Origin of the sequence: Pseudooceanicola marinus, assembly GCF_020177265.1 — a bacterium.
Lineage (GTDB): Bacteria > Pseudomonadota > Alphaproteobacteria > Rhodobacterales > Rhodobacteraceae > Pseudooceanicola > Pseudooceanicola marinus_A.
On the sequence record NZ_JAIVMC010000003.1, the window covers coordinates 439,872 to 466,391 of the forward strand.

The 26,520-nt window shown below is 66.9% G+C and carries 27 protein-coding genes and 1 tRNA gene; 13 read left to right on the forward strand and 15 right to left on the reverse strand.

Annotation, left to right across the window (positions count from 1 at the left end; translation table 11 throughout):
• Nucleotides 1-34: 34 nt before the first annotated feature.
• On the forward strand, nt 35-499 hold the full coding sequence (locus LC066_RS06650) for a (2Fe-2S)-binding protein (protein WP_224897385.1): 465 nt from the start codon (nt 35-37) through the stop codon (nt 497-499).
• A 307-nt stretch (nt 500-806) separates the two neighbouring features.
• On the opposite strand, the gene infC is transcribed toward LC066_RS06650, so the two are convergent.
• The 7 genes from infC to LC066_RS06685 all read right to left on the reverse strand — a co-directional run bounded on the left by infC (nt 807) and on the right by LC066_RS06685 (nt 6,594).
• The gene (gene infC, locus LC066_RS06655; RefSeq protein WP_224897513.1) at nt 807-1,352 is read right to left on the reverse strand and encodes a translation initiation factor IF-3; all 546 of its coding nucleotides are present in this window, start codon (nt 1,350-1,352) and stop codon (nt 807-809) included.
• Nucleotides 1,353-1,545: 193 nt separating this feature from the next.
• The gene (locus tag LC066_RS06660) at nt 1,546-2,409 is read right to left on the reverse strand and encodes a ferredoxin--NADP reductase (protein WP_224897387.1); all 864 of its coding nucleotides are present in this window, start codon (nt 2,407-2,409) and stop codon (nt 1,546-1,548) included.
• 73 nt (nt 2,410-2,482) lie between these two features.
• Nucleotides 2,483-2,878 carry a DUF934 domain-containing protein gene (locus LC066_RS06665; protein WP_224897389.1) on the reverse strand — a complete coding sequence of 132 codons (396 nt, stop codon included), beginning with the start codon at nt 2,876-2,878 and terminating at the stop codon, nt 2,483-2,485.
• Nucleotides 2,875-3,621 carry a phosphoadenylyl-sulfate reductase gene (locus LC066_RS06670; RefSeq protein ID WP_100148528.1) on the reverse strand — a complete coding sequence of 249 codons (747 nt, stop codon included), beginning with the start codon at nt 3,619-3,621 and terminating at the stop codon, nt 2,875-2,877. The genes LC066_RS06665 and LC066_RS06670 overlap by 4 nt, the downstream gene beginning before the upstream one ends.
• 7 nt (nt 3,622-3,628) lie before the next feature.
• Nucleotides 3,629-5,296: a nitrite/sulfite reductase gene (locus LC066_RS06675; RefSeq protein WP_224897391.1), complete on the reverse strand. Its 1,668-nt coding sequence runs from the start codon at nt 5,294-5,296 to the stop codon at nt 3,629-3,631.
• A gap of 1 nt (nt 5,297) precedes the next feature.
• Nucleotides 5,298-5,597, reverse strand: a complete 300-nt coding sequence (locus LC066_RS06680) for a DUF2849 domain-containing protein (protein WP_085888342.1) — start codon at nt 5,595-5,597, stop codon at nt 5,298-5,300.
• Between the two features lies 1 nt (nt 5,598).
• Nucleotides 5,599-6,594 carry an NAD(P)-dependent oxidoreductase gene (locus tag LC066_RS06685; RefSeq protein ID WP_224897393.1) on the reverse strand — a complete coding sequence of 332 codons (996 nt, stop codon included), beginning with the start codon at nt 6,592-6,594 and terminating at the stop codon, nt 5,599-5,601.
• Nucleotides 6,595-6,751: 157 nt separating this feature from the next.
• On the opposite strand from LC066_RS06685, the gene LC066_RS06690 reads away from it, so the two are divergent.
• Nucleotides 6,752-7,213 (forward strand): Lrp/AsnC family transcriptional regulator, encoded by a 462-nt coding sequence (locus LC066_RS06690; protein ID WP_085888341.1) that lies wholly within the window; start codon nt 6,752-6,754, stop codon nt 7,211-7,213.
• A 226-nt stretch (nt 7,214-7,439) separates the two neighbouring features.
• Here LC066_RS06690 and LC066_RS06695 read toward each other — a convergent pair whose 3' ends face one another.
• Complete coding sequence (locus tag LC066_RS06695; RefSeq protein ID WP_224897395.1) at nt 7,440-8,624, reverse strand: cytochrome P450; 1,185 nt, start codon at nt 8,622-8,624, stop codon at nt 7,440-7,442.
• Between the two features lie 71 nt (nt 8,625-8,695).
• On the opposite strand from LC066_RS06695, the gene LC066_RS06700 reads away from it, so the two are divergent.
• From LC066_RS06700 to LC066_RS06720, 5 genes are all read left to right on the forward strand, one after another.
• Nucleotides 8,696-10,369, forward strand: a complete 1,674-nt coding sequence (locus tag LC066_RS06700) for an ATP-binding protein (protein WP_224897397.1) — start codon at nt 8,696-8,698, stop codon at nt 10,367-10,369.
• A gap of 188 nt (nt 10,370-10,557) precedes the next feature.
• Nucleotides 10,558-11,787 carry a sigma-54-dependent transcriptional regulator gene (locus LC066_RS06705; RefSeq protein ID WP_224897515.1) on the forward strand — a complete coding sequence of 410 codons (1,230 nt, stop codon included), beginning with the start codon at nt 10,558-10,560 and terminating at the stop codon, nt 11,785-11,787.
• Nucleotides 11,788-12,126: 339 nt separating this feature from the next.
• The gene (locus LC066_RS06710) at nt 12,127-13,128 is read left to right on the forward strand and encodes a DctP family TRAP transporter solute-binding subunit (protein WP_222477128.1); all 1,002 of its coding nucleotides are present in this window, start codon (nt 12,127-12,129) and stop codon (nt 13,126-13,128) included.
• A 152-nt stretch (nt 13,129-13,280) separates the two neighbouring features.
• Nucleotides 13,281-13,949, forward strand: coding sequence for a TRAP transporter small permease (locus LC066_RS06715; protein ID WP_222477129.1), 669 nt, complete (start codon nt 13,281-13,283; stop codon nt 13,947-13,949).
• Nucleotides 13,950-13,952: 3 nt separating this feature from the next.
• A complete protein-coding gene (locus LC066_RS06720) occupies nt 13,953-15,347 on the forward strand; it encodes a TRAP transporter large permease (RefSeq protein ID WP_224897399.1) in 1,395 nt (464 codons plus the stop codon).
• A gap of 285 nt (nt 15,348-15,632) precedes the next feature.
• Here LC066_RS06720 and tpiA read toward each other — a convergent pair whose 3' ends face one another.
• From tpiA to tgt, 7 genes are all read right to left on the reverse strand, one after another.
• Nucleotides 15,633-16,382: a triose-phosphate isomerase gene (gene tpiA / locus LC066_RS06725; RefSeq protein ID WP_222477131.1), complete on the reverse strand. Its 750-nt coding sequence runs from the start codon at nt 16,380-16,382 to the stop codon at nt 15,633-15,635.
• A gap of 193 nt (nt 16,383-16,575) precedes the next feature.
• Entirely contained in the window at nt 16,576-16,962 is a 387-nt protein-coding gene (locus LC066_RS06730) for a TfoX/Sxy family protein (protein WP_224897401.1), read from the reverse strand.
• Between the two features lie 69 nt (nt 16,963-17,031).
• Nucleotides 17,032-17,382: a HesB/IscA family protein gene (locus LC066_RS06735; protein WP_085888332.1), complete on the reverse strand. Its 351-nt coding sequence runs from the start codon at nt 17,380-17,382 to the stop codon at nt 17,032-17,034.
• A 98-nt stretch (nt 17,383-17,480) separates the two neighbouring features.
• The gene (locus LC066_RS06740; RefSeq protein WP_224897403.1) at nt 17,481-18,350 is read right to left on the reverse strand and encodes a LysR family transcriptional regulator; all 870 of its coding nucleotides are present in this window, start codon (nt 18,348-18,350) and stop codon (nt 17,481-17,483) included.
• Between the two features lie 262 nt (nt 18,351-18,612).
• Nucleotides 18,613-19,254 carry a hypothetical protein gene (locus tag LC066_RS06745; protein ID WP_224897405.1) on the reverse strand — a complete coding sequence of 214 codons (642 nt, stop codon included), beginning with the start codon at nt 19,252-19,254 and terminating at the stop codon, nt 18,613-18,615.
• 311 nt (nt 19,255-19,565) lie between these two features.
• On the reverse strand, nt 19,566-19,928 hold the full coding sequence (locus LC066_RS06750) for an SUF system Fe-S cluster assembly protein (protein ID WP_085888329.1): 363 nt from the start codon (nt 19,926-19,928) through the stop codon (nt 19,566-19,568).
• Nucleotides 19,929-20,009: 81 nt separating this feature from the next.
• Nucleotides 20,010-21,140 carry a tRNA guanosine(34) transglycosylase Tgt gene (tgt, locus tag LC066_RS06755; protein WP_224897407.1) on the reverse strand — a complete coding sequence of 377 codons (1,131 nt, stop codon included), beginning with the start codon at nt 21,138-21,140 and terminating at the stop codon, nt 20,010-20,012.
• A 375-nt stretch (nt 21,141-21,515) separates the two neighbouring features.
• Between tgt and lon the strand changes: the two genes are divergently transcribed.
• The 6 genes from lon to LC066_RS06785 all read left to right on the forward strand — a co-directional run bounded on the left by lon (nt 21,516) and on the right by LC066_RS06785 (nt 26,501).
• Nucleotides 21,516-23,927, forward strand: coding sequence for an endopeptidase La (gene lon / locus LC066_RS06760; protein WP_224897410.1), 2,412 nt, complete (start codon nt 21,516-21,518; stop codon nt 23,925-23,927).
• 210 nt (nt 23,928-24,137) lie between these two features.
• A complete protein-coding gene (locus tag LC066_RS06765; protein WP_224897412.1) occupies nt 24,138-24,635 on the forward strand; it encodes an HU family DNA-binding protein in 498 nt (165 codons plus the stop codon).
• 21 nt (nt 24,636-24,656) lie between these two features.
• Nucleotides 24,657-24,731, forward strand: a tRNA-Val gene (locus tag LC066_RS06770).
• Nucleotides 24,732-25,097: 366 nt separating this feature from the next.
• Nucleotides 25,098-25,355 carry a PepSY domain-containing protein gene (locus tag LC066_RS06775; protein WP_224897414.1) on the forward strand — a complete coding sequence of 86 codons (258 nt, stop codon included), beginning with the start codon at nt 25,098-25,100 and terminating at the stop codon, nt 25,353-25,355.
• Complete coding sequence (locus LC066_RS06780; RefSeq protein ID WP_224897416.1) at nt 25,348-25,989, forward strand: cytochrome b/b6 domain-containing protein; 642 nt, start codon at nt 25,348-25,350, stop codon at nt 25,987-25,989. Before LC066_RS06775 ends, LC066_RS06780 begins: the two co-directional genes overlap by 8 nt.
• The gene (locus LC066_RS06785) at nt 25,986-26,501 is read left to right on the forward strand and encodes a helix-turn-helix transcriptional regulator (RefSeq protein WP_224897418.1); all 516 of its coding nucleotides are present in this window, start codon (nt 25,986-25,988) and stop codon (nt 26,499-26,501) included. Before LC066_RS06780 ends, LC066_RS06785 begins: the two co-directional genes overlap by 4 nt.
• Nucleotides 26,502-26,520: the final 19 nt, after the last annotated feature.

Sequence of the window (26,520 nt, forward strand, 5' to 3'; positions counted from 1 at the left end):
CGAGGCCCGCAACCCCAGGCGACGAGGAAGCCATATGCCCAGCATCAGCTTGAAAGTGAACGGCAAAACCCGGACGGGCGAGGTCGAGGGCCGCACCCTGCTGGTGGATTTCCTGCGCGAGGGGCTGGGCCTGACCGGCACCCACGTCGGCTGTGACACCTCCCAATGCGGCGCCTGCACGGTGCATGTGGATGGCACGCAGGTCAAAAGCTGCACCATCTTCGCGGTGGAGGCCGATGGCGCCGAGGTCACCACGATCGAGGGCATGGCCGAACCGGACGGCACGCTGAACAAGCTGCAGCAGGCCTTCCAGGATCACCACGGTCTGCAATGCGGCTTCTGCACGCCCGGCATGGTGATGTCGCTGGCCAAGCTGATCGAGGAGACGCCGAAACCCAGCGAGGCGCAGATCCGCGATCACCTGGAAGGCAACATCTGCCGCTGCACCGGCTACCACAACATCGTCAAGGCGGCGCTGGCGGCCACGGATCAGCTTTGATCCGCGGGCTCGCGTCTGTCTGATCGCCCGTCCCGGGCGATGCCTCCGGCGGGAGTATTTGAAACAAGGTGAAGGCAGGGGCGGGTGCCCTCAAGCCCTGATGTCGCCCCGGCTGACAAGATCGCCGACAGGGGGCGGGCAAGGTGCTTGTCTTCTCTTTGCCGGAAATATCCGGGGGTGTCGCAGCTTGCCGAGACGGGGGCGGTGTCCCCATTCTGGCCGCTGACCCTGAAAGAGCCTAGGGGCAACGAAAAACGCCCCCCGGAAACCGGAGGGCGTAGACCTGTCGGCGGTGCCGGAGGAGGGATCAGCGCGCGAGCGGGCCGATCATCATCACCATCTGGCGACCTTCCATCTTCGGCATGTTCTCGACCTTGCCGAGTTCCTTCACGTCCTCGGCGACACGCTCCAGAAGCTCGCGACCGAGATTCTGGTGCGCCATCTCGCGGCCCCGGAAGCGCAGGGTGACCTTCACCTTGTCGCCTTTTTCCAGGAACTTGATGACGTTGCGCATCTTCACGTCGTAATCATGCTGGTCGGTGTTGGGGCGGAACTTCACCTCCTTCACCTCGATGATCTTCTGCTTCTTGCGGGCTTCGGATTCGCGCTTCTGCTGTTCGTACTTGAACTTGCCGAAGTCCATGATCTTGCAGACCGGCGGTGTGGCGTTGGGAGAAATCTCGACAAGGTCGAGACCGGCCTCCTCGGCCATGGCGAGGGCCCGGGCGGGCGGGACAACGCCAACGTTTTCTCCCTCGGCGCCGATCAGGCGCACTTCGGGGGCACGGATGCGGTCGTTTACGCGGGGGCCGGTATCACGGGTCGGCGGCGCGTTGTGGGGTCTGCGAGCTATGGTTTTCGTCCTTTGATCGTTGATCTTAATTAGGCCGGCAAAATAGGCCCGGGCCGGGATTCTTTCAAGCGGCAATTCCAATGGCCGTCTTGCCGTTCCGTTGGGGATAACGCAAGTGGGGCGGCCCTGGTTCCGGACGCCCCACTGCATTTTTTCAAGCACTTGTCCGACCGGGACCGGTCGGCGTCGCGGATCAATCCACGAAGGCCTTTTCGACGACGTATTGCTTGGGATCGGAATTGGCGCCCTCTTCGAGGCCGTAATCCTCCAGCATTTCCTTGATCTCGAGGTTGAAGGCCAGGTTGCCGCAGACCATGGCGCGGTCATCCTCGGGGTTGATCGGCTTGATGCCCAGATCCTCGAAGACCTCGCCCTTGCGCATCAGGTCGGTGATGCGGCCCATCTTGGGGCTCTCTTCGCGGGTGGTGGTGGGGTAGTAGCGGATCTTCTTGTGGAAGTCCTCGCCCATCAGTTCCGCCAGCATCTCGTCCTGCTTGATCTCCTCGATCAGAGCGGCGCCATATTGCAGCTCGCCCACGGTGCGGCAGGTGTGGGTGATGACCACCTCGTCGTAGTCCTCGTAGGTCTGCGGTTCGCGCAGCAGCGAGGCGAAGGGGGCGAAGCCGGTGCCGGTGGCGAAGAACCACAGACGCTTGCCCGGCAGCAGGGCGTCATGGACCAGGGTGCCCACGGGCTTGGGCCGCAGGATGATCTGGTCGCCTTCCTTGATGTTCTGAAGCTTCGAGGTCAGCGGGCCGTCGGGCACCTTGATCGAGTAGAATTCGAGTTCCTCGTCCCAGGAGGGGGAAGCGATGGAATAGGCGCGCAGGATCGGTTTCTGCTTGCCGGTCTTCTCGTCCGGGTCGCCCATCAGGCCGATCATTACGAACTCGCCCGAGCGGAAACGCAGGGAGGCCGGGCGGGTCACGCGGAAGGAGAACAGGCGGTCGGTCCAGTGCTTGACGAAGGTCACGGTCTGGGCATCCGGCAGGGCAGGCGCCTTGGGCGCGGTCTTCGTCTGGGTCGCTTGATCGGTCACGGCAAGGCTCTCATTCATTAGCACACAAATGGATTTCTCAATCCATCCTCTAGCGCGGTTGGGCACCGCTTGCAAAGGGGTTTAACAGGGATCAGCCCGCGCGGAGGCGTGACTGATAGTCATGGGCGCGCCAGTCTGCCCGAAATTTCCACTGTTCTTCCGGCTGGCGTGCGGCGAGTTCGTCCGAGATTTCGACGTCGTCGAAGCCGCTGCGGCGGGCCATGGCGTATTGGTCGGCGATCACGTGGCCGGAGGCCCGCAGGTGACCGGTGAAGCCGCGCTGGCGCAGTTCGCGGGCAATGGTGAATCCGCGCCCATCGGAGAAGGAGGGAAATTCGACGCGCACCAGGGCGGCGCCGTCGAAGTCCACTTCGCGCGGGTTGCTGTCCGACGGCAGGGTCAGGACCTCGACCTCGGAGCAGGCCGCGGCGGCATCGCTTTCGCTGCCTGCGGAGACGAAGCCCTGGTCGGTGACGATGATACTCATGCTTGCGGTCCTCTCACGATCTGACCATCCACGACGTGGATGCCGCATTCAACCTTGTCCTGGCCGCGCCAGCGGCCCGCACGCGGGTCTTCGCCGGGCTTGACGGGCGTGGTGCAGGGCCAGCAGCCGATCGACGGGTAGCCCTTGGCGACCATCGGGTGTTTCGGCAGTCGGTTCTCTTCCATGTAGGCGCGCACGTCTTCGGGGTGCCAGTGGGCCAGCGGGTTCACCTTGATCCGGTCGACGCCATCGGCCTCGAAGAAATCGAGGGCGGCGCGGGTCGAGGACTGGAACCGCTTGCGCCCGGTGATCCAGCCGTCGAAGCCCGACAGGGCCCGTTCCAGCGGCACCGTCTTGCGCAGGGCGCAGCAGGCGTCGGTGTCGAACTGGTGCAACGTGCCGTCCGGGTCCTGGCGCGCCAAGTCGGTATCGGTGGCGCGGATGATGCGCATGTCCTTCAGGTTCAGCCGCTCGGCCACCTCCTGCTGGTATTCCAGCGTTTCGGTGAACAGCAGCTGGGTGTCGATGAACAGCACCGGAACGGTGTTGTCGATCACCGACACCAGGTGCAGCAGCGCCACGCTTTCGGCCCCGAAGGAGGAGACCATGGCAAGGTCGCCCACGTCGTGATCCTTCAGCGCCGCTTCCAGCACCGAGGTCGCGCCGTGGTGCCGGTAGCGGTCGTTGAGGCGCGCGATCCGCGCCTCCAGTTCGGGCGAGATCTCGGTCGCGCCGAAATCCATTGCGGCTTCAGGCGGCATTGGCTTTCTCTTTCTCCGGGTAGAGCGCGGCCTTGAAGGGGCCGGGCCCGGTACGGCGATAGGCTTCGAGGAAGGTCTCGTCCTCGCTTTCACGCAGATCGAGATAGGTCGTCAGGATGGTTTCGATGGCGCCGGTGATCTCGTCATAGGCAAAGCCCGGGCCGACGCGCTGGCCGATGGTGGCGTCTTCCGACCCGTCACCGCCCAGGGTGATCTGGTAGTTCTCGACGCCGGCGCGATCCAGGCCAAGGATCCCGATGTGGCCCACATGGTGGTGGCCGCAGGCGTTGATGCAGCCGGAGATCTTGATCTTCAGCGGGCCGATGTCGTGTTCCAGCTTCAGCTCGTCGAAGCGGGTCGCGATCTGCTGGGCCACGGGGATCGACCGGGCGGTGGCCAGGGCGCAGTAATCCATGCCGGGGCAGGCGATGATGTCCGACACCAGGCCGATGTTGGCCGTGGCCAGGTCGGCCTCCTTCAGCGCCGCGTGCAGCGCCGGCAGGTCGGACTTGTGCACATGGGGCAGGATCACGTTCTGCTCATGGCTGATGCGGATGTCGTCGTGGCCGTATTGCTCGGCCAGGTCAGCGATGACGCGCATCTGCTCGGAGGTGGCATCGCCCGGCGTCTGGCCGTGCTTCTTCAGCGAGATCGACACGATGGCATAGCCCGGCGCCTTGTGGTCCGACAGGTTGGTGTCGGCCCAGGCGCGGAAGACCGGGTCTGCCTCGCGGGCCGCGTCGTATTCCGTGGTCGGCGCATTGCGGAAGGCCGGCGGGGCGAAATGGGCGCGGATGCCGTCCAGCATCTCCTGGTCGACACCGGTGAACAGCGGCTTCAGCTCGGCAAAGCGGGCCTCGGTCAGCTCGCGGAAGGTGTCCAGGCCATTCTCGTTGACGGTGATCTTGATGCGGGCCTTGTACTTGTTGTCGCGGCGGCCCAGCACGTTGTAGGTCGAAACGATCGCCTCGGAATAGGGCAGCAGGTCTTCCTCGGGCAGGAAGTCGCGGATCACCTTGCCGATGACCGGCGTGCGGCCCAAGCCACCGCCGACCAGCACGCGGTAGCCGCGCTTGCCGTCCTTTTCCACCAGCTGCACGCCGATGTCATGGGCCCGGATTACGGCGCGGTCATGCTCGGCGCCGGTGACGGCGAACTTGAACTTGCGCGGCAGGAACTGGAATTCCGGGTGGTCGGTGGACCACTGGCGCAGCAGTTCGGCCACGGGACGCGGGTCGCCCACCTCGTCGGCGCTGGCACCGGCGAAATGGTCCGCCGTCACGTTGCGGATCGTGTTGCCCGAGGTCTGGATGGCGTGCAGCTGCACCTCGGCCAGGGCATCGAGGATGTCCGGGATATCGGGCAGCTTCGGCCAGTTGTACTGGATGTTCTGACGGGTGGTGAAGTGGCCGTAGCCCTTGTCCCACTTGTCCGCCACATGGGCCAGCTGGCGCATCTGGGCGCTGCCCAGGGTGCCATAGGGGATGGCCACCCGCAGCATGTAGGCATGCAGTTGCAGGTAGAGGCCGTTCATCAGGCGCAGCGGCTTGAATTCATCCTCGGTCAGCGATCCGTCGATGCGGCGCGCGACCTGCTGGCGGAACTGGGCGTTACGCTCGGCCAGGAAGGCGGCGTCGAAGTCATTGTAGCGATACATCTCAGGCCTCCGCTTGCTTGCCGTGGAAATAGTTGGAGGGGCCGGTGCGCCGGAAATCCTCGCGGAAATGGGTGGGCTCGGGGCCCGCCTCGCCGGGGGCCATGTCGGCCAGGTAGGGGCCGACGACCTCGTGCTGGCGGGCGTTGGCGTCGATCAGGCGCAGCTCCGCATGGGCTTCGTCGGTCAGCAGCTCGGCCTCGCTCAGGTCGCGGGTCCAGCGGTCGTCGGCGGTCAGGTAGACCACGTCGCCTTCCAGCAACGCATTGGCGGTGACGACTTTGGGGGTGAACGGACGGGGCATATCAGGCGGTATCCTTCAGTTGCGCCGCGTCCTGCGCGGCGATGCCGGGAATGAGGTCGACAGGGAGGCCGGCGCGACGACAGCTGGCCAGCAGCTTGCGCGGCAGGGGCGCGGCAGAGAGGTAGACGACATCGGCGCCGCCATCGGCCTCGATCAGCAGGATCTGGTCGAGCGGCGGCACGTCGAGAGGTTCGGGCAGGGCGACGAGGCGGGCCTCGCGCCGGGCGAGTTCCAGCACCGCGGGCGAGATCGCGGCGTCATGGACGACGACATCGGCGCGGTCAAGCGCGCGGCGTGCCTTCATGGTCAGCAGGTCGGGATCGTCCGAGCCGGTGAAGGTCAGCGTCAGCCGGCCTTCGGGGGCGGCCTGGTCCAGGTGGCGGGCCAGCAAGGCGTGCAGGGCGTCGGTCAGGTCGCGGCCGGCGTCCTGGGCGGCGGGGCCGGCGGTGTCGAACCACTCGGCCCAGAAGGCGCGGCGCGGCGCCCCGTGGGCCAGGGCCTCGGCCTCGGCGCGGAAATCCCGGGCGGCGGCGGTCAGCGCGGCGGTGCCGGCGGGCAGGTATTCTTCCAGGTGGCGTTTGACCTTGCGCGCCAGCATCGGGGCGGCGCCCTCCGTGCCGATGGCGACGGTCAGCGGCGCGCGATCCACCATGGCGGGTGTGATGAAGGCCGAGGCCTGCAGGTCATCGACCACGTTCCACAGGACACCGGCGGCCTTGGCGATCTCGACCGTTTCGGCATCGGTCAGCGCATCCTCGTCGGCGGCATAGACCAGGGCGGCCCCGGCCAGGGCCGCGGGAGTCAGTGGGGCGTCGGTCAGGCTCAGGCGCCCCTCGGCGGCCCAGGTGCGGATCTCCTGCGCCGGCTCGGCGGCATGGACGATGATCCGGGCGGAGGTCTTCAGCAGCAGGCGCAGTTTGGCGATCGCCGCCTCGTCCCCACCCGAAAGGACCACGCGGGCGCGGTCCATGTCGAGGAAGATCGGGAAGTGACGCATCTGGATGGCCTCGTCGCTGTCGGTTCGCTGTCGTTGACTTGTTCCTAATTTAGGAAATAGTCCTGTGTCGGCGCCATGGGGGCGCGGAAATAAGAAAAACGGTTCCTTCGGGGCAGGTGCCCGTGGTCCGCGTTCCATAGATAGGGGGAAAGGGCGAATGGCTGTCCGCCTCGACCAGACGGATCGGAAAATCCTTTTGCAGCTGCAGCAGGACGCAGCGCAATCACTGGATGATATCGCCAAGCAGGTGGGCTCTTCCAAGACGCCGGTGTGGAACCGGATCCGCAAAATGAAGGAGGCCGGAATCATCGGCCCGCAGGTGGCCCTGCTGGATGCCGAGGCCCTGGGTTTCGACGCCTGCTTCTTCGTGCTGATCCGCACCAGCGAACATGAGGCCGAGTGGCAGGTGAAATTCCTCAAGGCCCTGAAGGAACGCCCAGAGGTGCAGGAAGCGCACCGGCTGGCGGGCGACATCGACTATATCCTGAAGGTCCGGGTGAAGAACGCCCGCGCCTACGACGCCTTCTACCAGGCGCTGATTTCCGAGGTGAAGGTGCATAACGTCACCGCGCTGCTCAGCATGGAAGAGATCAAGTCGACCACCGCCCTGCCGCTCTAACCCGGCGTCGCGCCCGGTCTGACCCGGGTCACATGAGTATTTGGAACAAGGTGAAGACAAGGGGCGCACGCCCCGGATTGGCCGACTTTCGAAGACGGGCGCGTGGCACGCTCCTGATTGCCGAAGGAGGCCGCCTCAGGGGGCGCCGTCCCGCCTCTTCACCGCGTCGGAAATACTCCGGGGGGAGCCGCAGGCGGGGGGCAGCGCCCCCCTCCCGTCGGTGCCTTCAGCGACGCACCATCAGTCTTTCGAGCCCGTGGAAGTGGTAGAGATCGGCGAACTGCGGCTCTTCGGTCAGTGCCAGGTCCGGACAGCGGGCGAAGAGAACCGGCAGCGCGACCTGCAGCTCCAGCCGGGCCAGGGGCGCGCCGATGCAGAAATGCGCCCCGGCCCCGAAGGCCGCGTGGGTGCGCACGGGGCGCGTCGGGTCGAAGCGGTCGGGATCGGGCCAGACCTCGGGGTCGCGGTTGGCCGCGCCCAGAAGGAGGGCCACGCGGTCACCGCGCTCGAAATGCCGCCCGGCCACCTCGCAGGGTTCATGGGCGTAGCGGGTGAACATGTGCAGGGCGGGGTCGTGGCGGAAGATCTCCTCCACCGTGCCCTCGACGCGCTCCGGTGCCAGCCAGTGCGCCGCGTTGCCGTGGCGCAGCAGGTGCATGGTGCCGATGCCCAGGGTGTGCACCGTCGCCTCGTGGCCCGCGTTCAGCAGCAGGATGCAGGTGGTGATCAGCTCGTCCGTCGACAGTTTCTCGCCCGCTTCCTCTGCCGCCAGCAATTCGGAGATCAGGTCGTCCGAGGGGGTCTTGCGGCGTTCCTCGGCGTAGCTGCGGATGTAGGCGGCAAACTCGGTGGCGGCCGAGGCGGCGGCCTCCTCGATCGCACGGTCGCGGCGGGCCTGGTACATGGCCACCATGCGGTTCGACCAGTCCAGCAGTTGCGGGGCCATGGCCTCGGGCACGCCCAGCAGGCGGCAGATGACGATCACCGGCACCTGGGTGGCGAAGGCCGACAGCAGGTCGAAGGGCTCGTCCTTCGGGAAGGCATCGACCAGGGATGTCGCGATCTCTTCGATTTCCGGGGCCAGGGCCTTGATCCGGCGCGAGGTGAAGGCCCGCAGCACAAGGCCCCGCAGCCGGCGGTGCACGTCGCCATCGAGTTCCAGCATCGAGTGGTCCTCGATGTCGTAGAAGGGGCGCTGATGGGCCGGGATCTCGGGCGCCAGCTCCGGCGGGCACTGGCGGCCGAACCGGCGGTCGCGCAAGAGCGTGTTGACCAGATCGTAGCTGACCGCGCAGGGCAGGCCGTAGTCGGCCCAGTCGATCAGCGGGCCTTGCGCGCGGGCGCGCGCGTAGAAAGGGTAGGGGTTCTGGACGAAGGCGGGATCGGTGGGAGATTGGGTGAGCGTGACCATGCGCTCTTGTGGCGGGATGCGCTTTCCAAGACAAGAGGGAGAGGCGCGCGGTCGCGCCGGGTGGAGGAGAAATGTCGCGACGTCTGATGGTGCTGGGGTTCCTGCTGCTGACCACCGCGGCGCTGTCGCTGGCGGTCTTTCATGCCGCCTATCGCCAGTCGCTGCGCGCCCTGGTCGAACGCGGCGAGGCGGACCTGAGCCTGGCCGCGGACCGGCTGACCGGACAGTTGCAACGCTATCAGGACCTGGCGGTGCTGCTGAACGCCCATCCGTCGGTGGCTGCCGTCCGTTTCGGCGCCTCGGGCCGGGCGGAGGCGGAAGAGCTGCTTCAGTGGGCCATCGACCGGACCGGCGTGCTGAACGCTGCCGTGGTGGCGCCCTCGGGCCGGGTGCAGGCGGCGGCGCGCCCCTTGCCCGACGCGGCCTTCCCCGACTACGTGGCGGGCGCGCTGGACCGGGCGCGGGACGGGGCGCTCGGCACGGGCCATGGGACCACCGCCGACGGGCTGCGCGTCTATGTCTTCGCCGCGCCGCGTTTTCGCAGCCAGGGGGGCGTCGCGGGGATCCTGCTGCTGTGGGTCAATGTCGAGCTTCTGGAACAGGAATGGCGCGGGGATCGTCCGGCGGTCTATTTCACTGATGCGGGGGGCGATGTCTTCATCTCCAACCGGTCCGAGATCCTGGGCTGGCAGCGCCGGCCGGACGGTGGGCTGATCCCGGGTGCGGCCTCGGCGCCCGAGATGACACGGCGCGACGTGGCCGGGCTGGACCTGTGGCGCATCGACTGGGGGCCCTACCTGCCGCGCCGGGCGCTGCACCTGGTGCGCGACCTGCCGCAGGTGGACATGCGGGCCGAAACGCTGGTGGATGCGGCGCCGGGGCGGCGCGTGGCGCTTTTGCAGGCGGCGGTGGCGGGGCTGGTGCTGCTGGTGGCGGGCGGCACGCTGGCCATCGTCACCGCCCGCCGCCGGGCACTGGCCCAGGCCAATCAGCTGCTGGAACAGCGCGTCGAGGCGCGCACGATCGAGCTGAAACGCGCCCAGGACGAGCTGGTGCAGGCGGGCAAGCTCTCGGCTCTAGGGCAGATGTCGGCCGGGCTGAGCCATGAGCTGAACCAGCCGCTGATGGCCATCGGGCAATTTGCCGAGAACGGCGCGCTGTTCCTGGCCAAGGGCAAGACCGACCGTGCCGCGCAGAACCTGGAGAGGATCGCCGAGCTGTCGGCCCGCATGGGGCGGATCATCCGCAACCTGCGCGCCTTCGCCCGGCAGGAGGCGGAGCCTGCCCGCCGGATCGAGCTGGGCGCGGTGCTGGACACGGCGCTGGAAATGACCGAGGCGCGCATCGCCAAGGAAGGCGTCACGCTGCAGGTGATCCGCCCCGACGGCCCGGTTCCTGCGCGCGGCGGCGAGGTGCGGCTGGCCCAGGTGCTGGTGAACCTGATCACCAATGCCGTCGACGCCATGGCCGCCAGTGAACCCCGGTGTCTGACCGTCACGCTGGAGGGCGGGCGCGCGCCCCGCATCCGCGTGGCCGACAGCGGTCCCGGCATCGCCAGCCCCGAGAAGATTTTCGATCCCTTCTATTCCACCAAGGAGGTGGGTGCCTCCGAAGGCATGGGCCTGGGGTTGTCGATCTCCTACGGGCTGGTGCAAAGCTTCGGCGGGGCGATCCGGGGGCGCAACCGGGCCGAGGGGGGCGCCGAGTTCACCGTGGAGCTGGAAGGCGTCGGGGGTGCAGGCTGAGAGCGGGGGCGGGGGACGCTGTCCCCCGGCGCGCGGGCGCGCCTCCCCCTGGAGTATTTTCAGCTTCAGGATTGGGTAGGGTGCTGCCTGGCAGCGTCGTGCCACGAGGCCGGCGGGGCATGGTCTTTGCCGTCGCCGGACGCTAGGTTTTCGCGGGGAGGTCCGGGGTGATGATGAGCGAGACGGGAATGGTGAGCCGGGTTCTTCTGGTCGATGACGATGCCGCCGTGCGCGAGGCGCTGGCGCAGACGCTGGAGCTGGCGGACCTGGAGCCGCTGGTGGCGGGCAGTTTCATCGAGGCCAAGGATCATATCGGCGCCGGGTTCGAGGGCGTCGTGCTGTCCGACATCCGCATGCCGGGCCGCGACGGTTTCTTCCTGCTGGATCATACGCTGAAGGCCGATCCCGAACTGCCGGTGATCCTGCTGACCGGCGAGGGCGACATTCCCATGGCAGTGGACGCGATGAAGCGCGGCGCCTTCGGATTCCTGGAAAAACCCTGCAAGGGAACGGAACTTCTGCCCGTGCTGGAACGGGCGCTGAAGACCCGCGCCCTGGTGCTGGAGAACCGCCGGTTGAAGGCGCAGCTGGAAAGCGGCGACCCGGCAGCGCGGATGATCTTCGGCCGCAGCGAACAGAGCCAGGCCCTGCGCCGCCGGGTGCGACAGGTGGCCGGCACCGGTGCCGAGGTCCTGGTGACCGGCGCGCCGGGGGCGGGGATCTCCAAGGTGGCGGAGGTGATCCATCTCAGCTCCCGCCAGGCGCAGCGGCCCTTCGTCAAGCGCGCCTCTGCCGGGCTGTCGGTGGCGGCGCTGGAAGGGGCCTTCCAGGAGGCGCTTGGCGGCTCGCTCTACCTTGATGAGATCACGCAGCTGCCCGGGGACACCCAGTTCGCCCTGTCGGAGGTGCTGGAACGCCAGCCCGGCGCGCGGCTGATCGCCGGCAGTGCGACCGCGCCCGAGGAGGCGGTGGAGACGGGACGGTTCAGCCCCGACCTCTTCTATCGCCTCGACGTGATGCGGGTGCATATCCCGGCCCTGTCGGAACGGCCCGAGGACATCCCCGTCATGTTCCGCCAATACGTCGCCCAGGCCGCCGAACAGGCGGGCCTGGCCGCGCCGGAGGTGACGCCCGACCATGTGGCCTGGCTGATGGCGCGGGACTGGCCCGGCAATGCGCGCGCGCTGATGTCGGCCGCCATGCGCTTCGTCCTGTCGGGCGGCGAGGGAGAGGCGGAGGAGCAGAGCGACCTCGGCCTGGCCGAGCAGATGGCGCAGATCGAGAAGAGCCTGCTGGTCGCCGCCCTGCGTCGTCACGAGGGCCGCGCCGGCGCCGCTGCCGAGGCGCTGAAACTGCCGCGCAAGACCTTCTACGACAAGCTGGCGAAATATGCGCTGAAGCCGGGCGAATATCGCTGACGTGGCCGGTCCGGTGCGCTCTGCGCGATGGTCCCGGTCGTGGCGCCGCGTCGTGAAGGTGACCTGGAGGTCGATCTCACGGCTCCGTGATTCCTGCGCATAGGTGTGCGGAAATCCGCACGTTATCGCAATCGGACTGTGCGGGATGTCGCACACATTCTGCATGGCGGATATGCGCTCAGCACATGGCGATCTAGCAAGTAATTGGTAGGGCATACTTTTTCAGGTGATGGGCACAGGGGGCGACTTTCTCTTGAGCGGGGCTCCGCCGTTATCGAATGTCTCTCCACCGGGGCAGGACGCCCCAGACAGACCTTTCACTCCGGGGAGGAGACCCAGATGAAATTCCTGACCAGCACCGCCATCGCCCTTGGCCTGGCCATCACCGCATCCGCCGCATCGGCGGCCTGCGACGACGGCGAGATGGTGATCAAGTTCAGCCATGTCACCAACACCGACAAGCACCCCAAGGGCATCGCGGCCGAGCTGCTGAAGACCCGCGTCAACGAGGAGATGGACGGCGTCGCCTGCATGGAGGTCTACCCGAACTCCACCCTCTACGACGACGACAAGCTGCTGGAAGCCATGCTGCAGGGCGACGTCCAGCTGGGCGCCCCCTCGCTGTCGAAATTCGAGACCTTCACCAAGGTCTTCCGCATCTTTGACCTGCCCTTCATGTTCAAGAACATGGAAGCCGTGGACGCCTTCCAGAACTCCGAAAACGGCCAGGAGATGATGTCCTCGATGGAACGTCGTGGCCTGGCGGGCCTGGCCTTCTGGCACAACGGCCTGAAGCAGTTCTCGGCCAACAAGCCGCTGCTGCTGCCCGAGGACGCCGAGGGCCTGAAGTTCCGCGTGCAGCCCTCCGACGTGCTGGTCGCCCAGATGGAAGCCATCGGCGCGAGCCCGCAGAAGATGGCCTTCTCCGAGGTTTACGGCGCGCTGCAGCAGGGCGTTGTCGACGGGCAGGAAAACACCTGGTCGAACACCCTGGGCCAGAAGTACTACGAGGTGCAGGACGGCATCACCGAGACCAACCATGGTCTGCTGGACTACATGGTCGTGGCCTCGGTCGACTGGCTGGACAGCCTGGATGACGACGTGCGCGAACAGTTCCTGACGATCCTGCAGGAAGTCACCGAAGAGCGGAACGCGGCGATTGCCGAGGTCGACGCCGCCGCCCGTCAGGGCGTGCTGGACGCCGGCGGCACCATCCGCGAACTGACACCGGAGCAGCGCGAGGCCTGGGTCGAGGTGATGAAGCCCGTCTGGGAACAGTTCACCGCCGATGTCGGCCAGGAGAACATCGACGCGGCGCAGGAAATCAACGCCATGTACTGATCGCCCTCCGGGTGATCGGGCAGGGGCGCCTCCGAAAGGTTCGCGCCCCTGCCTTGTCCCGCGCCGCCCACCCGCGGCGCGGGCTTTGCACAGGCCGCCCCTGGCGCGCCTGACGCAGTATTCAAAGACCAACAAAAAGAGAGGGACGGGCCATGCATCCTCAGCCCGGGGAAAGTGTCGTCGACCGCATCGAGGAGACCCTCATCGCGGTCATTCTGGGCGCCATGACGCTCATCACCTTTGCCAATGTGGTGGCCCGCTACGTGTTCAATTCGAACATCCTCTGGGCGCTGGAAGCCACGGTGTTCCTGTTCGGCTGGCTGGTCCTGCTGGGTGCCTCCTACGCGGTGAAGAAGAACGCCCACCTGGGCGTCGACGCGGTGATCGATATCGTCTCGCCGGCGGTGCGCCGGGTGCTGGCGATCATCGCCATCACCATCTGCCTGGTCTTCGCCTTCCTGCTGCTGAAGGGCGCCTGGGACTACTGGGCCAACTTCGCCAACCTGCCGCAGACCGAGGGTCGCTGGTTCCCAACCGGTTTCGAGGAGAGCTTTCGCCCGAAATCCTGGTACGAGGTGAACGACATTCCCATGCCCGAATGGCTGCGCTTCCTGGAGGGCGCGATGAACGAGGGCGAGGAATACGAGAAGCTGCCGCGCTTCATCCCCTATGCCATCCTGCCGGCGTCCATGGCGCTGCTTCTGTTCCGTTTCGCCCAGGTCGCCGTCGGCATCTGGAAAGGCAAGTTCGACCGCATCGTGGCCAGCCACGAGGTCGAGGACGACATCGCGGAAGTCCGCGAACAGCGCGGGGAGTTCTGATCCATGTCCGTCGCCATTCTCTTCGGCCTCGTCGTGGGCTTCATGCTAATCGGCGTGCCGATCGCGGTTTCGCTGGGCATGAGCTCGGTCCTGTTCCTGCTGTTCTACTCCGACACCTCGCTGGCCTCGATTGCCCAGACCCTGATGGGCGCCTTCGTCGGCCATTTCACCCTGCTGGCGATCCCCTTCTTCATCCTGGCGTCGTCCTTCATGTCGACGGGGGGCGTGGCGAAACGGATCATCCGCTTCTCCATCGCCTGCGTCGGCCACCTGCAGGGCGGTCTGGCCATCGCGGGCGTCTTCGCCTGCATGATCTTCGCTGCCCTCTCGGGCAGTTCTCCCGCCACCGTGGTCGCCATCGGCTCCATCGTCATCGGGGCGATGACCAAGGCGGGCTATTCCAAGGACTTCGCCGCCGGGGTTATCTGTAACGCGGGCACCCTGGGCATCCTGATCCCGCCGTCGATCGTGATGGTGGTCTACGCGACCGCCACCGATGTCTCGGTCGGGCGCATGTTCCTGGGCGGCGTGATCCCGGGCATCATGGCGGGCCTGATGCTGATGATCGCGATCTGGGTCATGGCGCGGATCAAGAACATGCCCAAGGGCGAGTTCGCGGGCATGGGCGAGGTGCTGTCGTCCTTCCGCGAGGCCTTCTGGGGCCTGATGCTGATCGTCATCATCATGGTGGGCATCTACGGCATCCCGGGCGTCACCGGCGCGATCTTCACGCCGACCGAAGCCGCCGCCGTGGCCTCCGTCTATGCCTTCATCGCGGCCAACTTCATCTACCGCGACATGGGCCCGCTGGCGACCGAAGGGGAGGGGCGCAACAAGTCCCTGCTGCAGAAACCCATGGCCCTGGTCACCGCCTGGTTCCACCGCGACACCCAGAAGACCCTGTTCGAGGCGGGCAGGCTGACCATCACGCTGATGTTCGTGATCGCCAATGCGCTGATCCTGAAGCACGTGCTGACGGATGAGCAGATCCCGCAGATGGTGGCAGAGGCCATGCTCTCGGCCGGGTTCGGCAAGATCATGTTCCTGGTTGTCGTCAACGTCATCCTGCTGATCGGCGGGCAGTTCATGGAACCCTCGGGCCTGCTGGTCATCGTGGCACCCCTGGTCTTCCCGATCGCCATCGAGCTGGGGGTCGATCCGATCCATCTGGGTATCATCATGGTGGTCAACATGGAGATCGGCATGATCACCCCGCCCGTGGGCCTGAACCTCTTCGTCACCTCGGGCGTGGCGGGGATGCCGATGATGCGCGTGGTCAAGGCCGCGGCGCCCTTCCTGGCGGTGCTCTTCGTCTTCCTGATCCTGGTGACCTATGTGCCCGCGATCTCCACAGCCCTGCCGAACGCGGTGATGGGACCGGAGATCGTGACGAACTGAGCGTTTCAAAGGTGAGATGTTGTGTGGAAGCGGCGGTCCTTCGGGGCCGCCGTTTTTACATTCGCCGGGCGGGGGGGATCGGCCTTCGGCCGATGCCTCCGGCGGGAGTATTTGTGCCTCGGTGAAGGAGCGGGACAGCGCCCGGTGAGGCGGCCGACTTTCGCAGGAGGAGCGTGCCACGCGCCTCTTGCAAACGTCCGCCGCCCGGAGAGGCAGTTGCTGTGCCTGTCCGGGCGGGGAATACTGGTGGGGGGACGCGCGGCGGGGGCAAGGCCCCCCTTTGCGTCAGGCGTTTTCCAGCGCGGTGATGATCGGGGCAAAATCCGCGGCCTTCAGCGAGGCGCCGCCCACCAGGGCGCCGTCGACGTTGGAGATGGCGAAGATCTCATCGGCATTCGAGGCCTTCACCGAGCCGCCGTAGAGCAGGCGCACGGATTTGCCGACACCATAGCCGAAGCGGTTCTCCAGCCGGTCGCGCATGAAGTCATGCACCTCGCCGATCTGGTCGCTGGTGGGGACCTGGCCGGTGCCGATGGCCCAGACGGGTTCATAGGCCACCACCAGGTTTTCGCCGTTGGATCCGTCGGGGATCGACAGCGACAGCTGGCCGCCGATGATGTCCAGGGTGTTGGTCGCCTCGCGCTGGAACTCGCTTTCGCCGACGCAGATGATGGTGGTCAGCCCGACCTCCTGCGCGGCCTGGGCCAGCAGGCGCACCTCTTCCGAGGTCTCGCCATGATCGGCGCGGCGTTCGGAATGGCCCAGGATGACGGCGGTGGCGCCCACATCCTTCAGCATCTCGGCGGAGATGTCGCCGGTGTGCGGACCGGCCAGCTTGTGGTGACAGGTCTGACCGCCGACGAAGAGCGGGCTGGACCAGCACATGTCGACGGCCGGGGCCAGCAGCGTGGCGGGCGGGCAGATCAGGATGTCGCAGCCCGGATCGGGGTGTTCATCCTTGAGCTTCTCCAGCTCCTTCAGTGAGGCGCGGAGCCCGTTCATCTTCCAGTTGCCGGCGGCGAGTTTTCTGCGCATTCCCTGTTCCCTCTTCCGGGCGATTTCCACGGTCTCCCGGGGGCTTAGCCCGGGGCGCCGCGGGTCCGGGACGTGGCGCCCCGGTATCCTTGTCCGCATTCTTGCCCTTGGGAGGGCAAGGTCAAGGGGACGGTAGCGCTCACAGCCGGGCAATCCACCCCGGAGGCCGGCATGCGCCGATCGCGGCCGGCGATCAGCCCTTTTGACTGGCCGCCCTGCGCGCCTTGGCGGCCCGTTTCGCCAGTGCCGCCGCCCGCGCCGGACCAAGCGACAGCCGGGCCCAGTGCAGCGCCTCTTCGGGATCGTCGAGGGCGCTTTCGGGCAGGGACATCAGGCTTGGAACCACCCGCGGACCCGTCTTGCGGGCGTAGGTGAAGGGCTCAGATCCGGCGGTGCGGAAGGCGGCCTCGGTCGTGGCGTCGGATTTCATGTAGATCGTGCCGGAGGCGGAGATCATAGCGATCGTCACGTCCTCCTCGACGTAAAGTGCCGCGCCCGAGAACATGCGCCCGACCCGCAGCGGGCCGAGGTCGGCGAAAAGATCACGCAGGTGTTCGAGGAAGTCGGGATCGACGGCCATTGTGCCCTCCGGGATGCGGGCAGACTGGCCGGAGGGGGCGCGGCGCGCAAGAGGCGCGGCGCCCGGGGGTCACATATCGGCGAACTTGATCGACTCGCCGCAGCCGCAGGCCTCGGTGACGTTCGGGTTGTTGAACTTGAATCCGGATTCCAGCAGCGCGACCTCGTAGTCGATCTCGGTGCCGAAGAGGAACATCTGCGCCATGGGGGCGATCATCACCCGCGCGCCATCCTGTTCGACGACCTCATCGTTCGGATCGACGCTGTCCACGTAGTCCATGGTGTATTCCATGCCCGCGCAGCCGCCTTTCTTCACGCCGATGCGCAGGCCCTCGTGGCCGTCCTTCTTCATCAGCTTGACGATCTGCTGTGCCGCGCGCGGGGTCATGGTGACCGCCTGTTTGCCGGGAATGCTGAACATGGTGTCTCCTTTGGCGCCCGTTGGGGCGGGGCGCTTTGACCCCAAGATAAGGGGAGCGGGCGGCGATTCCAAGGGACCCTGGCGGGGGCGGGGCGTGCCTAGGCGCGCAACGGTCTGTGACCGGCCAGCAGATCCGCGTTGTCCCGGTAGAGCGCGGCGAGACGGGTGATCAGCCGCCGCAGGGGCGGGCGGTGGCGGTCGTCGGCGTGAAAGACGAGGTGCTGGGTTTCCTCCAGCGCCTCGATGGGCGGGCCGGCGCGGGTCAGGGCCGGATCGCGGTCGCCGGTCATGCAGGGCATGACGCCGATGCCGGCGCCGGCGCGGACCAGTTCGTGCACCGTTGCGACCGAATTGGCAAGCACGGCGACCGGCAGGTCCTGCTCGTGCAGCCAGCGGGCGGCGGGATGGCGGGCGTGGTCGGGATCCATGGCGACCCAGCCCAGCCCTTCCGCACCGGGCAGGGAGTGGCTGCGGTAGGGGGCGAAGCGCAGGCGACCCAGGGGGCGGGAGGCGAGGTTGCCGGCCTCCGGCGCGCGGTTGCGGATGCCCGCGTCGATCTCGCGGTGCGCGATGTCCAGCGTGGCCTCGGTAGTGATGAAATGCAGGCGGAAGTCGTCACCGGGGCGACAGATCTCGGCCACCCGGTCGGCCAGGAAATGCGCGGTGGCAGTCCCGGCGGAGAGGCGCAGGAACGGCGCCTCGGACGCGTCACCGAAAAGCGCCGCGACAGGCCGTGCCGCGGCCTGCATGGCGCGGACCCGCTCGTGCAGGGCGCGTCCCGCCGGTGTCAGCTCGTAGCCCGTGGGGCCGCGCCGAAAGAGGCTCTGGCCCGCCATCTCCTCCAGCGCCAGCATGCGACGCCCGATGGTGGGCGCGCTGAGACCGCAGCGTCGGGCGGCGCCGCTGAGGCCACCGGCCTCGGCCACGTGATAGAAGACATGCAGGTCGTCCCACTTCAAGTCTTTCATCAGTGAAAATCCTATTGCTGGATTAGGCGCAGAAAACCCTCTTTTGGCAGGCTACCTTTCCGCATGCGAAAAGGAAAGGACGGCCAATGCTACCACTCCTTCCACCCTCGCCGCGGCGTCTGCTGTCGGAACAGGAGGTCTGGGATCTGGGCGCGCGGACCCCGCGCAACCGGCTGCGCGCCCTGTACGCCTGGCTGCGCCGCAACGCGAAAAGGGCGACGCCGTGGCGCCGCCCTTCGCATACGTCAACCGATACGGTCGGTCAGGCCACGGCGCCCACGCGCTGCGGCGCCACCGGGGTCCCTTCGACCTCGGCCAGCGCCTCGGACAGGGCGGGGTAGCCCGCGCCCATCAGGGCCTGGCGCACGGCCTGGCGGGTGATCCCGAGGCTTTCGGCCACGGTGGAATGGGTTGGTGCGTCCTGCGACAGCATCGGCAGGACGGCCTTGGCCTGGGCCGCGGTCCAGCGGGCCGAGACATGGTCCACGAGCCGCGCCACGGCGGCCAGTTCAGATCCGTCGCCATGTCCGAAGCGCGCGCCGCGCAGACCGTCGAGGATGCCCAGCGAGGTCAGGAAGGCCAGCCCCTCGGCCTGGCCGAGGTCGCGGCTGGCCGGGATCTCGCCGGGGCCGCTGACCATGGCGATGGCGGTGTCGAATTGCCGGCCCTTCTGGCGGATGCCGGCGCGCATGGCCAGCGCCTCGCGCAGGGCAGGGCGAGCGGGACTGAGCACGAGTTGCCAGCCGTATTGACCGATGCGCGTGAAACAGACCGGCATGTCCTGCCAGGATCGGATCAGCCGGGCCGCCTGGCCCAGACCTTCGTAGCACTCCGCTAGGGCGGACTCGTCCATCTTCGCCCCGGCCTCGATGGTGCCGGAGAGGACGGTGATTTTCTGTGACATACTGCTCTACCTTGCCCGTTTTATATCTTGGTTGCCTGTTTGATTTTTTGGGGAAAGGTTAACCCCTTTCGCAGGATCTGGGAAGCCCGAAAGCTTCCTGTCAGGATCTGTGGCCCTGCCGCTACATCTCGCGTGGGCGCCAAAAGGCGCCGCAATGGATGGGCCCGGAGAGGCTGATTTTCAGGGGAAAGGCGCGATCACCGGGCGCAGAAACGCATCGTCGACCAGGGTCGGCGGTTGGGATCAGGGTGCGCGGGACGGGCGAATGGGCGCCCAAAAGAAAAGGCCCCGGGTCTGCCGGGGCCTTCGGATCACATGAAGCCCAGTTCCAGCCGGGCCTCGTCGCTCATCATGTCCATGCCCCAGGGCGGTTCCCAGGTCAGCTGCACATCCACCGTCTTGACCCCGTCCAGCGGCTCGACCGCATCGGCGATCCAGCCCGGCATGTCGCCGGCCACCGGGCAGCCAGGGGCGGTCAGGGTCATGATGATGCGGACGTCGTTCTCGTCCGTGATGTCGATGGTGTAGATCAGCCCCAGGTCGAAGATGTTCACCGGGATCTCCGGGTCGTAGACCGTGCGACAGGCCTCGGCCACCTTGTCGTAAAGCGGGTGGTCGGTCGAGGAGGGCGCGATCAGCGGGGCGCCTTCGAGGGGCTCTGATTGCTCGGTCATGGTGTCTCCGTCCTATTCCTGACCCGCCATATAAGGATTGCGCGGCGCGAGGTCCAGTGCCGCGCAGGCGTTCGGGCATGCTCAGAGCCGCTCGATGTCGCCCAGGGCGCGTGTGGCGTGGAAATCCTCTTCCCAGGCCTCGAAGCGGCCTGCGGCAATGGCATCGCGCATGCCCTGCATCAACTCCTGGAAGTAATGCAGGTTATGCCAGGTCAGCAGCATGCCGGAAATCATCTCGCCCGCGCGGTAGACGTGGTGCAGGTAGGCGCGCGAGTAGTGGCGGCAGGTCGGGCAGGTGCAGTGTTCGTCCAGGGGGCGGGGGTCGTCGGCGTGGCGGGCGTTCTTCAGGTTGACCTGACCGCGCCGTGTCCAGGCCTGGCCGGTGCGGCCGGACCGCGAGGGCAGCACGCAATCCATCATGTCGACGCCCCGTTTCACCGCGCCCACGATGTCGTCGGGCTTGCCCACGCCCATCAGGTAGCGCGGCTTGTCGACGGGCAATTGGCCGGGCGCGTAGTCCAGAACCTGGAACATGATTTCCTGGCCTTCGCCGACGGCCAGGCCGCCGATGGCGTAGCCGTCGAACTCGATACCCTTCAGCGCCTCGGCGCTTTCCGCACGCAGCTCTTCCACGTCACCGCCCTGTTGGATGCCGAACAGCGCATGGCCGGGCCGGTCGCCGAAGGCATCGCGCGAGCGCTGCGCCCATCTCATTGACAAGCGCATGCTCTCGGCGATGCGCTTGTGATCCGCCGGCAGGGCGGGGCATTCGTCGAAACACATGACGATGTCCGATCCCAAGAGCTTCTGGATCTCCATCGACCGTTCCGGCGTCAGCTTGTGCTTCGAGCCGTCCACATGGCTGCGGAAGGTCACGCCTTCCTCGGTCAGCTTGCGCAGCTCCGCCAGGCTCATCACCTGGAACCCGCCGCTGTCGGTCAGGATCGGCTTCTGCCAGTTCATGAACTGGTGCAGCCCGCCCAGGCGCGCGATGCGTTCCGCCGTGGGCCGCAGCATCAGGTGATAGGTGTTGCCCAGCAGGATGTCGGCGCCGGTGGCCGCCACGCTTTCGGGCATCATCGCCTTCACGGTCGCCGCTGTGCCCACGGGCATGAAGGCAGGGGTGCGGATCTCGCCCCTAGGGGTGGAGATCACGCCACTACGGGCGCGGCCATCGGTGGCCTGCAGGGAAAAGGAGAAACGCGTGCTCATGACGGGGCCATAGCGCGCGCTGCGGCGCTTGGCTAGAGGGAGGGGCGCTGCCCGACGGATCCTCATACCGCCCCCCCCTCTTCATACGTTGGCCGAAAATACTCCGGGGGAGTCTTCGCCTCGCGAAGACGGGGGGCAGCGCCCCCGCATCCGGCGCGCAGCCAGCGCGCCCTGTGGACAACTCGCTCCGGGCTGGTTTTTCCCCTGTGGCGCCTTATATCCCGCTTGCTGCCGCCTCGCCCCACGGGCAGGATGGCCGGAACCACGGTTGAAGATCGCGGGCCTCGCGCCCAGATTAAGAGACTGTAAACCGGAGAAGGCCATGGTTGCCGCCGCGCGGGGCCGGTGCCTTCTGCCCAAGATCAAGGATAGAGCATGCAAGAGCCTCTCAACCCGTCCTACGCCGTCCTGCCCCTGCGTGACATCGCGGTCTTCCCGCACATGATCGTGCCCCTCTTCGTGGGGCGCGACAAATCCGTGCGGGCGCTGGAAGAGGTGATGACGGAGAACAAGCAGATCCTGCTGGCCAGCCAGAAGGATCCGGCGGAGGACGATCCCACCGCCGAGGGCATCCACCGCACCGGCGTGCTGGCCAACGTGCTGCAGCTGTTGAAACTGCCCGACGGCACCGTGAAGGTGCTGGTCGAAGGCTCGATCCGCGTGCGGATCGCAGAATATCTGGACAACGACGACTTCTTCGAGGCCCGTGCCGAGCTGCTGGAAGAGGAGCCGGGCGACGAGGCGACCACCGAGGCGCTGCTGCGCACCGTGGCCGAGGAGTTCGAACGTTACGCCAAGGTGAAGAAGAACATCCCCGAGGAGGCGCTGACCGCCGTGGCCGAAAGCCATGAGCCCTCGCGCCTGGCCGACCTGGTTGCCGGCCATCTCGGCATCGAGGTGGAGCAGAAGCAGGAGCTTCTGGAGACCCTGTCGATCTCCGACCGGCTGGAGAAGGTCTATGGTCTGATGCAGGGGGAGATGTCCGTCCTGCAGGTCGAGAAGAAGATCAAGACCCGCGTCAAATCCCAGATGGAGCGGACGCAGCGCGAGTACTATCTGAATGAGCAGATGAAGGCCATTCAGAAGGAGCTGGGCGACGGCGAGGACGGCGAGGGCGAAATCGCCGAGCTGGAGCAGCGCATCAGCGAGACCAAGCTGTCGAAGGAAGCCCGCGAGAAGGCCGAGGCCGAGATCAAGAAGCTGAAGTCGATGTCGCCGATGTCGGCCGAGGCCACCGTCGTGCGCAATTACCTCGACTGGATGCTGTCGATCCCGTGGGGCACCAAGAGCCGCGTGAAGAAGGACCTCGGCCTGGCCGAACGGACCCTCGATTCCGATCACTACGGGCTGGAGAAGGTCAAGGAACGCATCGTCGAATACCTCGCGGTGCAGCAGCGTTCGAAAAAGCTGAAGGGGCCGATCCTGTGCCTCGTCGGCCCCCCGGGCGTGGGTAAGACCTCCCTGGGCAAATCGGTCGCCAAGGCCACGGGGCGCGAGTTCATCCGCATCAGCCTCGGCGGTGTGCGTGATGAAAGCGAGATCCGCGGCCACCGGCGGACCTACATCGGCTCGATGCCTGGCAAGATCATCCAGGCGCTGAAGAAGGCGAAGACGACGAACCCGCTGATCCTGCTCGATGAGATCGACAAGATGGGCCAGGACTTCCGCGGTGACCCGTCCAGCGCCATGCTGGAGGTGCTCGACCCGGAACAGAACGGCACCTTCGTCGACCACTACCTCGAGGTGGAATACGACCTCAGCAACGTGATGTTCCTGACCACGGCGAACTCCTACAACATGCCGGGCCCGCTTCTGGACCGGATGGAGATCATCAGCCTCGCGGGCTACACCGAGGACGAAAAGCGCGAGATCGCGCGGCAGCACCTGGTCGACCAGGAGGTCAAGAACCACGGCCTGAAGAAGGACGAGTTCGAGATCACCGACGGCGCGCTGACCGAGATGATCCAGCGCTACACCCGCGAGGCGGGTGTGCGGAACCTCAAGCGCGAGATCGCCAAGCTGGCGCGGAAGGCCGTGACGCAGATCGTCAAGAAGGAGACCGACAAGGTTGTCGTCACCGAGGAGAACCTCGATGACTTCCTGGGCGTGAAGAAGTACCGCTACGGCCTGGCCGAGAAGGAAGACCAGATCGGCGTCGTCACCGGGCTGGCCTGGACCAGCGTGGGCGGCGACCTGCTGTCCATCGAGGCGCTGCGCCTGCCGGGCAAGGGCCGGATGAAGACCACCGGCAAGCTGGGCGACGTGATGAAGGAGTCGATCGACGCTGCCTCCAGCTACGTCCGTTCGGTCGCGCCCGAGATCGGCGTCAAGCCGCCGCGCTTTGATCACTGGGACATCCACGTCCACGTGCCTGATGGCGCCACGCCTAAGGACGGCCCCTCGGCCGGCCTGGCAATGGTGACCTCCATCGTTTCCGTGCTGACGCAGATCCCGGTGCGCAAGGATGTCGCCATGACCGGCGAGGTCTCCCTGCGCGGCAACGCCATGCCGATTGGCGGGCTGAAGGAGAAGCTGCTGGCCGCGCTGCGGGGGGGCATCAAGACCGTCTTCATCCCCGAGGAGAACGAGAAGGATCTGGCCGACATTCCCGACAACGTGAAGGAAGGGCTGAAGATCATTCCCGTGACCCACGTGAAGGAGGTTCTGGAACAGGCGCTGGTGCGCCAGCCGGAGCCCGTGGAATGGGACGAGGAGGCCGAGGAAGCCGCCGCGGCGGCCCGCACCAAGGCCGCCGAGGAAGCCGCCCGCCAGGCGGTTGCCCACTGATCCAAGGGTCGGCGCCCCTGTGGCGGGCGCCGGCACCCCCGGGCATTTGATCAGGCCGCGCCTTCCCACCGGAGGGCGCGGCCTTTCTTATGGGCATCTGCCAAAGCGCCGCCACGGCAGGCGGGCGGGCAGGCATGAGGTGTTGGCCGCGCGGCATGTGGCTTGCTAGGCTGACAGGGAGCGAAGCCGGGAAATCGAGGGGGACAAACCATGGCCACCAAACCGACCAGCACCAGCGGCAAGACCGCCGCCAGCCGCGCGGCCACCGCCAGCCGGCGCGCCGCGCAGAGCAGCCGGGCCCCCCGGACCGATGCGCCCGACGGGGAAACGCCACTGGAGGACACGCCAATGGAGGCGGGGGCCGCGGAAGACGACATGAGTTCGGACAAGGGCGCTGAACAGACGCCTCTGAAGAAGAAAGAGCTGATCGACCGCGTCGTGGCTCGCTCCGGCATGAAGAAGAAGGACGCCAAGCCGGTGGTCGAGGCGCTGCTGACGGTTCTGGGCGAAACCCTGTCCGAGGGGCGCGAGGCGAACCTGCAACCGCTGGGCAAGATCAAGGTCACCCGGACCAAGGATCTGGCCAATGGCCGGGTCATGACTGCCCGGGTTCGGCAAAGCGGCCCGGCCCTGGCGGAGCTGGATCAGGCCGCGGCGACCGAGGGTGAAATTTTGTCGAATTCGCCTCTTGCAGACGGCGAAGAGTGACGGTAGAGAACGCGGCACGGCGGGTGATTAGCTCAGTGGTAGAGCGCTTCGTTCACATCGAAGATGTCAGGAGTTCAAATCTCTTATCACCCACCATCTAAAACGCTGCAGAGCCTCGGGTCCGCCCGGGGCTCTTCGCGTTTCAGGGAGCAAGTCGTGACGCATGCGTCCGGCAGCCCCTGAACACTGACTCCCGGCGTGGTGTCGGCAGTGCAGTGCACCTCCGCTCTTCTCCCTGCCGCGTCATCTGTGGTCTTCGATCCTATCAAGAACGGCGACCCGGCTCATTTCTGCTGTCTTCGACGCCTCCATCCCTGCGTGCGTCGTGCCCAGAGGCGCATAAGCAGGCGCTTAGGGTGGGCGAAAGCAGCGTGCGTGCAATCGACCCCATCCAAGAGAAGGGGCTTTCTGCGGATCAGCCGGGGCGACCTGCTGCCGGTGTCCAACGAAAGGATCCCTGACATGAAACTGCTCGTGACCACCTGTGCCCTGGCGCTGGCCCCGCTGGCCGCCGCCGCCCTGCCGGCCGTCGGCGACAGGGTCGGCACCGATCCCGCCACCGCCACCACCGCGCTGGAGGCCGCCGGCTGCATGGCGCCCCGGTTCGAGGCCGAGGACGGCAAGATCGAGGCCAAGTGCCATGACGCCGAGATGCGGAAGTGGGAGATCTACATCGACCCGGAAAGCGGCCAGGTGGCCAGGGTGAAGGCAGATGACTGACGCCCGTCAGCCGGGGAAGGAGGGCGGGGCCGTCGCGCCGCCCGATCCCTGGGATCCGCTGGTGCGGGTCACCCACTGGCTGATCGCCCTGGCCGTACTGTTGAACGCTGTTCTGGACGAGGGGGGCTCGGCGCTTCATGTCTGGGTGGGCTGGATGGTGCTGGCGGTGCTGGCGATCCGGCTGCTCTGGGGCGTCATCGGGCCGGCTGAGGCGCGGTTCTCGGCCTTCCCGCCCGCGCCGCGCGCGGCCCTGCGCCACATGAAGGCGCTGCTGCGCGGTCGCCCGCGCGAGCACCGCTCTCACAATCCGGCGGGGGCGCTGATGGTCTATGCGCTCTGGGCCTGCCTGGCGCTGATTTCCGTCACCGGCCTGGTGATGACAGATGCCCGCAGCCCCGTGACCATCGCCGAGGAAAAGGCCGCCGTGGCCGCAGGTGACTGGTCGGTGCTTGCCTCTGCCGACGACAGGGCGGAGAATGGCGAGATCAAGGAAATCGCCGAGGAGGTGCATGAGGTGCTGGCCAATCTGTTGCTTCTGCTGGCGGCGGTCCACGTGGCCGGGGTCGCGGTCGAAAGCCGCGCCCTGGGTCGCAACCTCCTGCGCCCGATGCTGACGGGATCGCGCCGGGGATGACCCTCGGCGCTGTCCCTCCCCGCGGGCCGCGCAGCGCGCGCCGATTCTCCGCCGCGCTGGCCGTCACCGTGGTCCTTCAGACCATGGCGGCGCTGTTCTTCGTGGCCGATGCCGTGGCGGACCTGGCAGAGGATCCGGCCGCCCCGCACAGCATCTTCGAGGCGCTGGTGGCGTTGGCACTGATCCTGGGCGTGGTCATGGGGGTCTGGCAATTGCGCCGGACCCTGGCGCAGATGCGGCAGCAGGAACGCGCCCTGGACACGGCGCGCGGATCTCTGGCGCAGGTGATCGAGGACCAGTTCGACGCCTGGAAGCTGACGCCGGCGGAACGCGACGTGGGGCTGCTGGCGCTGAAGGGACTGGACGTGGCGGGCATCGCCGAGATCCGTGGCGCGGCCCAGGGCACGGTGCGGGCGCAGCTGACGCGGATCTATGCCAAGGCCGGGGTCAGCGGGCGGGCGCAGTTCGCCTCCTGGTTTGTCGAGGACCTGCTGGACCCCGACCCAAGTTGATGGATGACGGGCCGGGACG